This is a genomic window from Nocardia alni (assembly GCF_019038435.1).
In the GTDB taxonomy this organism is placed as follows: domain Bacteria; phylum Actinomycetota; class Actinomycetes; order Mycobacteriales; family Mycobacteriaceae; genus Nocardia; species Nocardia alni.
This window is the reverse complement of the sequence record NZ_JAGPOX010000003.1, coordinates 171,289-177,668: the sequence shown is the minus strand read 5'-3', so window position 1 is coordinate 177,668 and position 6,380 is coordinate 171,289. Positions and strand designations below refer to the sequence as shown.

The 6,380-nt window shown below is 66.0% G+C and carries 5 protein-coding genes and 2 tRNA genes; 3 read left to right on the top strand and 4 right to left on the bottom strand.

Going from position 1 to position 6,380, the window contains the following annotated elements; all coding sequences use genetic code 11:
• Positions 1–375 precede the first annotated feature (375 nt).
• Positions 376–684 carry an Rv1352/Rv1906c domain-containing protein gene (locus JZ791_RS02795; RefSeq protein WP_216892508.1) on the top strand — a complete coding sequence of 103 codons (309 nt, stop codon included), beginning with the start codon at positions 376–378 and terminating at the stop codon, positions 682–684.
• A 172-nt stretch (positions 685–856) separates the two neighbouring features.
• On the opposite strand, the gene JZ791_RS02790 is transcribed toward JZ791_RS02795, so the two are convergent.
• Positions 857–930 (bottom strand) — tRNA-Pro (locus JZ791_RS02790).
• A gap of 33 nt (positions 931–963) precedes the next feature.
• A tRNA-Gly gene (locus JZ791_RS02785) sits at positions 964–1,034 on the bottom strand.
• Between the two features lie 591 nt (positions 1,035–1,625).
• Between JZ791_RS02785 and JZ791_RS02780 the strand changes: the two genes are divergently transcribed.
• Both JZ791_RS02780 and JZ791_RS02775 read left to right on the top strand, forming a co-directional pair.
• A complete protein-coding gene (locus JZ791_RS02780) occupies positions 1,626–2,630 on the top strand; it encodes a GGDEF domain-containing protein (RefSeq protein ID WP_216892528.1) in 1,005 nt (334 codons plus the stop codon).
• A 90-nt stretch (positions 2,631–2,720) separates the two neighbouring features.
• Complete coding sequence (locus tag JZ791_RS02775; RefSeq protein WP_254205128.1) at positions 2,721–3,506, top strand: GA module-containing protein; 786 nt, start codon at positions 2,721–2,723, stop codon at positions 3,504–3,506.
• 9 nt (positions 3,507–3,515) lie between these two features.
• On the opposite strand, the gene JZ791_RS02770 is transcribed toward JZ791_RS02775, so the two are convergent.
• Positions 3,516–4,331, bottom strand: a complete 816-nt coding sequence (locus tag JZ791_RS02770; RefSeq protein ID WP_216892527.1) for an Fpg/Nei family DNA glycosylase — start codon at positions 4,329–4,331, stop codon at positions 3,516–3,518.
• 358 nt (positions 4,332–4,689) lie between these two features.
• Complete coding sequence (locus tag JZ791_RS02765; RefSeq protein WP_216892506.1) at positions 4,690–6,351, bottom strand: hypothetical protein; 1,662 nt, start codon at positions 6,349–6,351, stop codon at positions 4,690–4,692.
• Positions 6,352–6,380: the final 29 nt, after the last annotated feature.

The following is a 6,380-nucleotide window of genomic DNA, read 5'->3' as shown; positions in this document are numbered from 1 at the left end:
TCCTCCCCCTCAGGCTCGTACTCCCCCTTGGGAATAGACCAGCCCCCCGCATCCTTCCGCGCCCACAACGGCCCACCCATATGCCCGAGCAACACTTCGACCTCAGCCCCCCGCCGAAACAACAGAACACCCGCACTGTATTTCATGGCCCCGAGTCTGCCGTGCGCGTCACGCCGGAACCAGCCGCCACACCGCCTATCGATGCGAGCTACCACCACCCGACCCGATCTGGATCCAACTCTGTTGCTGCCCAATCAACTTGAAACACTCGATCATTGAATCCCATACATACACCGACACGCCTACACCATAGCCATAGCACCTCATCCGCTAACCAGTGTTAGAGACGAAATGCCCTATCTCTCACCATGACTCATGGTTGACCCTTGTGATCTACACCCACAGATAACAAGGGGGGACGGCACGTATACCGTCGGCGGGGATATCCAGCCGGGCATCTACCACACCAGCGGCCCCTCGGGGGACGTGGACTGCTATTGGGAGCGCGATAGGGACCTGAGCGGCACTACGGACTCCATCATCGCCAACAACATCTCCTCCGGCCCGCGAACCGTGCAGATCTCCTCCACAGATGCGGCGTTCCAGACAGACGGCTGTGCGCCGTGGGTGATGACCACCCCGGCACCCGCACACGCACCCGCGACTGGAAGCTTCGGCGGATAGACCACATATCCGCTGTAGCCAATCGCTGTAGCCTAACCGCCGGAGACTGTGCGATCCATGTGCAATACACCTGGTCAAAAGAGGGCAGACCGGATCGCGAGCGGTAAGTCCATTTACTGTCACCGACATCGCGAAAAACCCTGCGAGCAGGGCGGATAACGGGTAATTCGAGTCGGGATGACAGGATTTGAACCTGCGACCCTCCGCTCCCAAAGCGGATGCGCTACCAAGCTGCGCTACATCCCGGAGGGTCCTTCGAGGGGCCTCGAGGAACCACAGAGCGGGTGACGGGAATCGAACCCGCACCATCAGCTTGGAAGGCTGAGGTTCTACCATTGAACTACACCCGCGAGCATACGACATCAACGGGATCGCCACGATGTCGTCTGCGCCTGAGACTGTACCGAACCTCTCTTCCGAAATGCCAATCGCCCGTCGGGCAGCCGCATTGCGGCTGGTCCGCAGCGCGTGTCGGGCCGGACTGCGCGGGCCCGTCGCGGCAGTGTCGTCCATCACACTCGACAGCGGTCGATTCCAGCATTCGCCACACCGGCAAGTGAGACAAAACACCCGTACGATGGGGCGGATTGCGATTCGGGTGCCAGTTTCTCGGCGCGTCGCCGCAGACACGCGGGCGGGCGTGTAACGAGGCATTCGCTACATCGATCACTCAGGTGATCGCCATTCGCGAGATTTCGGAACAGGTTGTAAAACACCATTTTTCGAAGTCGAGTGGCTTGCTAGGATCCTTTTTGCCGGACGGGGGTATCTGGAAAGGGGGCGGTGAGCATGCACCGAACTAGGTGGAGCGGACCGCATAGCAGTAGGCACGATCTTCGGGGCTGCTCTTCGGAGCACAGGGGCCCGGAGAGCAGGACTGGCGTAGAGAGCGGGGTCGGCGGCGCCGGCTCGGCAGACCGAGTCTGTGCGGGGTGAGCGCCATGCTCACCAAGCTCGACACCGCCATCACCACAGCAGTCACGGCCACCTCCAAGGAGTTGGTGGCCACGGTCTATCGAGATACCGGCTCGACCGACGAGCCGCGGCATCTCGAGCAGGTCCTCATCTCGCTCATCAACGAGTTGCTGGACCTGGCGCGCTCGAATCCGTTCCCGATCGACGCGGCGCGCGTGATCGGGCGCCGGTTGGCCGAGGCGCCGTTCGACCGCACCCGCATGCTCGCACCGGCCACCCGCGCCCTGCTCGGTTTCGCGCCGGGCAGCTACGGCTCGCTCGTGCACACACGGTGGCCGCTCGTGGCCAGCCACGCCATCGACAGCTACGCCGAGGCCCTGCAGCAACGGGCGCTGGCCCAGCAGGAGGCCAGCATGGAGGCCGCGGTCTCGGTGCGGGTACAGGAGATCGCGGCATTGCAGAACCGGCTGCGGCACGAGGCCACCCACGATGCGCTCACCGATCTGGCCAACCGCTCGCTCCTACAGGATCGGGTGCGCCTCATGGCGGGCGACCGTTCGGGCGGCGTCGGCCTGCTGCTGATCGACCTCGACGACTTCAAGCAGATCAACGACGGCCACGGGCACAGCGTCGGCGACGAGGTGCTGGTGGAGATCTCGCGCCGGCTGCGGACGGCCTGCCCGCCCGAGGCCGTGGTGTGCCGGTACGGCGGCGACGAATTCGTCCTGGCCCTGCCCGCCCGGCGTAACAGCCTCGGCGAGTTGGCCATGCGGGTGCTGGCCGCGCTGCACGATCCGGTAGCGACCTGCGCGGGTCCGGTGCCGGTGTCGGCCAGCGTCGGCACGGCATACTGCCCGGCAGGGCGGGCGTGCGATTTCTCCGATCTGCTGCGTAGCGCCGATCGAGCCATGTATTCGGCGAAAACAGCAGGTAAGCGCCGATTCGCGGTATCGGAACTGGACGAAGAGGAGTCGGAACCGGGCGGCTTCATCCCGGCCCGACTGCAGTACGACGCCGCAGTCGCGGGCTAGCAGCTATCGATTGGTTATTGCCCCGGTAGGCTGGGCGCCGTGGCAATACTCCTTGTCGTACTGGTCATCGTCCTGATCGTGTTCCTGGTGATGAGCTTCGCCGGTCGCAACACCGCGCGCAGCCACGCGGCCACGCAGCTAGCCGACGCCAAGGCCGATGCCCGCCGGATCATCGAACGACTGGGTGGCCAGGTCTACAACCTGAACGGCGTCGACGACGCGTCCAAACAGGCCCTCGCAGACGCCGGCGAGCGGCTCAACGCGGCCGGATCGCAGATCGAACAGGCCACCACCGTCGCCCAGGCCCGGTTGGCGAAGGAGACAGCGCTCGAGGGGCTCTACTACGTGCGCGCCGCGCGCACCACGATGGGTCTGGATCCCGGACCGCCGGTGCCGGAGCTGAACGGCCAGCGCTCGGCCGGTCGAGTATCGGAGAGTCGCGCCATCGACTTCGACGGCCGTCGCATCCAGGCCTCGCCGATGCCCTCGCCGCAGACACCGAACTATTACCCGGGCGGCCGGGTCGCGGGCCGGCCGGTCCCGGCCGGGTGGTATTCCGAGCCGTGGTGGAAGACAGCGTTGGTGGCCGGGGCCTGGGGTGTGGGTTCGGCGCTGCTGTTCGACACGCTGTTCCACGGGATGAGCGGGGTGGGGTACGACGCGGCCGGGTTCGAGGGTGGATACGGGTCGTATGACGCGGGGTTCGACGCCGGACAGGACTATCAGGCCGGGTATGACCAGGGTGGTCTCGACCAAGGCGGTTACGACCAGGCGGGTTACGACCAAGCCGGCTGGGACGGGGGCGGTTACGACGACGGCGGCTGGGACGGCGACGGCTTCGACGGCGGCGGCTGGGACAACAACGACAGTTTCTGATGCCTCGGTTCAGCCAGGCTGACACGTGGGGCACCAGAACAGGTTTCGCCCCTCGAGCACCGAATGCAGGACCGTCGTGCCGCACAGCCGGCACGACTCCCCCGCCCGGCGATACACATACGTGCGTGGTTTGCCCTCGGCATACGACGGTGCGCCATGGTCGTGCTCGCGCCGCACGACCACGATCTTCCCGCGCCGCACCCCGATTCGCATGAGCTCGACCAGATCGGCCCACAGCTCGTCCCATTCGGCGGCGGCCAGCGAACGCCCCGGCCGCTGCGGCGAAATGCCGTGCCGGAACAGCACTTCGGCCCGATACACATTGCCGACCCCCGCCAGCACCTGCTGATCCATCAACAAGGCACCCACCGGCCGTGCCGAACGGTGAATCCGCTGCCAAGCCCGTTCGGGATCGGCGTTGCGCCGCAACGGATCCGGACCCAGCCGGGCGGTCAGCGCCGCTACTGCGGCATCGTCCATCACCTCACACGCCGTAGGACCACGCAGATCGGCCCCGACCACCTGCGCCCCGGCCTTTCCGGCCCCCACCATCCGCATCCGCACCTGCCCGACCGGATCCCCCACCACCCCAACGGATTCGGTGAACTTCCCATACAGCCCGAGATGCACATGCACCACGAGCCCCGAATCGTAGTGATGCAGCAGATGTTTCCCCCACGCCTCGGCCCGCATCAACACCCGCCCATCCACCATCGCGGCTCCCTCCGCGAACCGCCCCTGCGGACTGGACACCCGCACCACACCCCCGCCGAACCGCGCCTGATGCTCCTTCGCCAACCGATGCAGCGTATGGCCCTCCGGCACGAGCTTCCACCTCACTTCACTTCCACACGACCCGTCCCGAGGATCGTACGCACGAGCCTTCCCGGCCCGACGCCGCCTCGAATCGGCGACTCGTCCGATCGTCGACACCTCTCGGAGACCCGGTCTCCAGCTAGACCGCCCTGGCCCGAAACCGGACTGTAGAGACGCCATAACGCCGCAAAACGCAGGTTGCCATTCGCGTGACGGTCGGCCAGTGCAGTGCGGCGGCCATGCACGCCTGGTGAGTCGTGGGCACGGTATGGGAGAACCGGCCTCCAGCTGCATTCTCCGGGCAGAATCGTCGGAAACCAGAGTCTCGAGGCCGAAAAATGCAGCGGGAGGCCGGATTATCGATCCCTCAGTTCCTCCCAGAAGTAATGTAGTAATACATAGGGTCGACCATATCCAGCAGGTTCTGGACCTCATCGTCCGTGAATCTGTTTCGTCGACTGATGGTGATCAGGACCAGGTCGTTGATGGCCTGGCTGAGAGTGTCGAAGTCTCCATCCGCCGACACGTCGGCGGGACCAGCGGTGTCCAGCGAAAACGAGCACCGCATGTCCGCGGCGGCCCGGGCGGCCCCGGCGCGCAGAACTCCGGATGCGCCGCGCGGGCTGGCCACCTGGGCGGCGTGATCGTAGAACTGGATCGCGGCGTGGGCCAGCGCGGACGGGTCCGGGTGAACGAGTGACGCGGAGTGATGGCCGATACTCCGACCCGCCTCGATCGGCACGTCGATCGATGCGAGCGCACGCGCCTTGGCAGTGAGATAGCGGGCGACCAGGATGTCCCGGACCGTGCCGTATCCGGCGGTCCGGAGCAGGTCGATAGCAGCCTCACTGTAGTTCTCCACACGCGAGCGCACGGCGTGAGAGCCGACCGCCCCCGGAGCCCAGAGATTCCGGGTGAAGTCAGTGAGGCGCAACAAGGCTCGGACATTGCTCACGTGGCGATCGCTACCGCTCGTGGCAGGGAAGCACGCCAGCAGGCGCTGTGTCATCACTGCCATCTCGTCGCGGAAGATCTCGACGTACAGATCGTGGTGGTCGGGATGGGTGGCGTAGGCGATATCGATACCGCACAGCCCGACGATGATGTCGGCCAGTTCACCCGCGCGCACCGCGTCCTGCGGTTCACGCGCCCGCGTGGACTCGCACAGCGCCGGCAGGGCCGAGGCGATGGCCAGCATCGATCGCATCTCCCGTTCGGGATCCTCCTCACCGAGTGCGCGGGCGTGTTCGATGTGGAAACGCGCGAGTTCGCGATGCAGATCCCAGCCGAGGGTTTCGGCGAGGGCGATCTCGATTTCCTTGATCGATCGAATCCGGCTCAGCGCGGTCGGTTCGTAGTCGAGCCTGCGCGACAGGAGCGTCTCGGCCGCGGCGGCCGCGCGGGTGCAGCGGATGCCCATCATGCAGTCCAGGCGTGAGGCCGTCTCGACCAGTCGCAGCCCGCGCTGCGCCCAGTCCCGGGCCTCGACGATCCGGTCGCGTTCACCCCGATGCCGCTGCTGGAGATGGCGTTCGGCGAGTTCGGCGGACCAGTACAGCATGTCGGAGCGGTCGTCGCGGCTCTCGGCGCCGTCGAACTGCTGCCGCAGCTGCCCGATCTCGTAATGCCTGCTGGAGAATCTGGCCTCCAACCGCGTGACCTCGACGGTCTCCCGCCGGCCCGGCTGCGGATCCGCCGCGAGCGCCACGATCCCCTCCGGCACCGGCCGGCCCTCGGCGCTCATCCGGTCCGCCACCGCGGCCGCGAGCGCCTCGATCGTCTTGAAGTGTTTCCACATCGTGGCCTTCGGGATCGGTCCCTCGCTGCCGTCGCGGCGCAGATATCCCCGTGCGTTCGCGCACACCTCGGCCATCGTGAGGTGCTCGAGCGAGTCCGGTGCGTCGATCCGCTCCGTCATCACCCGCTCCGCGGCCGTCACGATCATCGCCTTCGTCCGCTCCTCCAGCACACGTCCGGCGCGCTGCTGGTACGTCGGATGTGCACTGCGCGACATAGCAATAGACGACATGCCGAAAAGTCTATTTCAGTACATATAGT

Bases quoted from the DNA above. Each gene is read 5' to 3' on its own strand.
- JZ791_RS02795 (WP_216892508.1), top strand. From the start codon at position 376: ATGGTTGACCCTTGTGATCTACACCCACAGATAACAAGGGGGGACGGC.
- JZ791_RS02780 (WP_216892528.1), top strand. From the start codon at position 1,626: ATGCTCACCAAGCTCGACACCGCCATCACCACAGCAGTCACGGCCACC.
- JZ791_RS02775 (WP_254205128.1), top strand. From the start codon at position 2,721: ATGAGCTTCGCCGGTCGCAACACCGCGCGCAGCCACGCGGCCACGCAG.
- JZ791_RS02765 (WP_216892506.1), bottom strand. From the start codon at position 6,351: ATGTCGTCTATTGCTATGTCGCGCAGTGCACATCCGACGTACCAGCAG.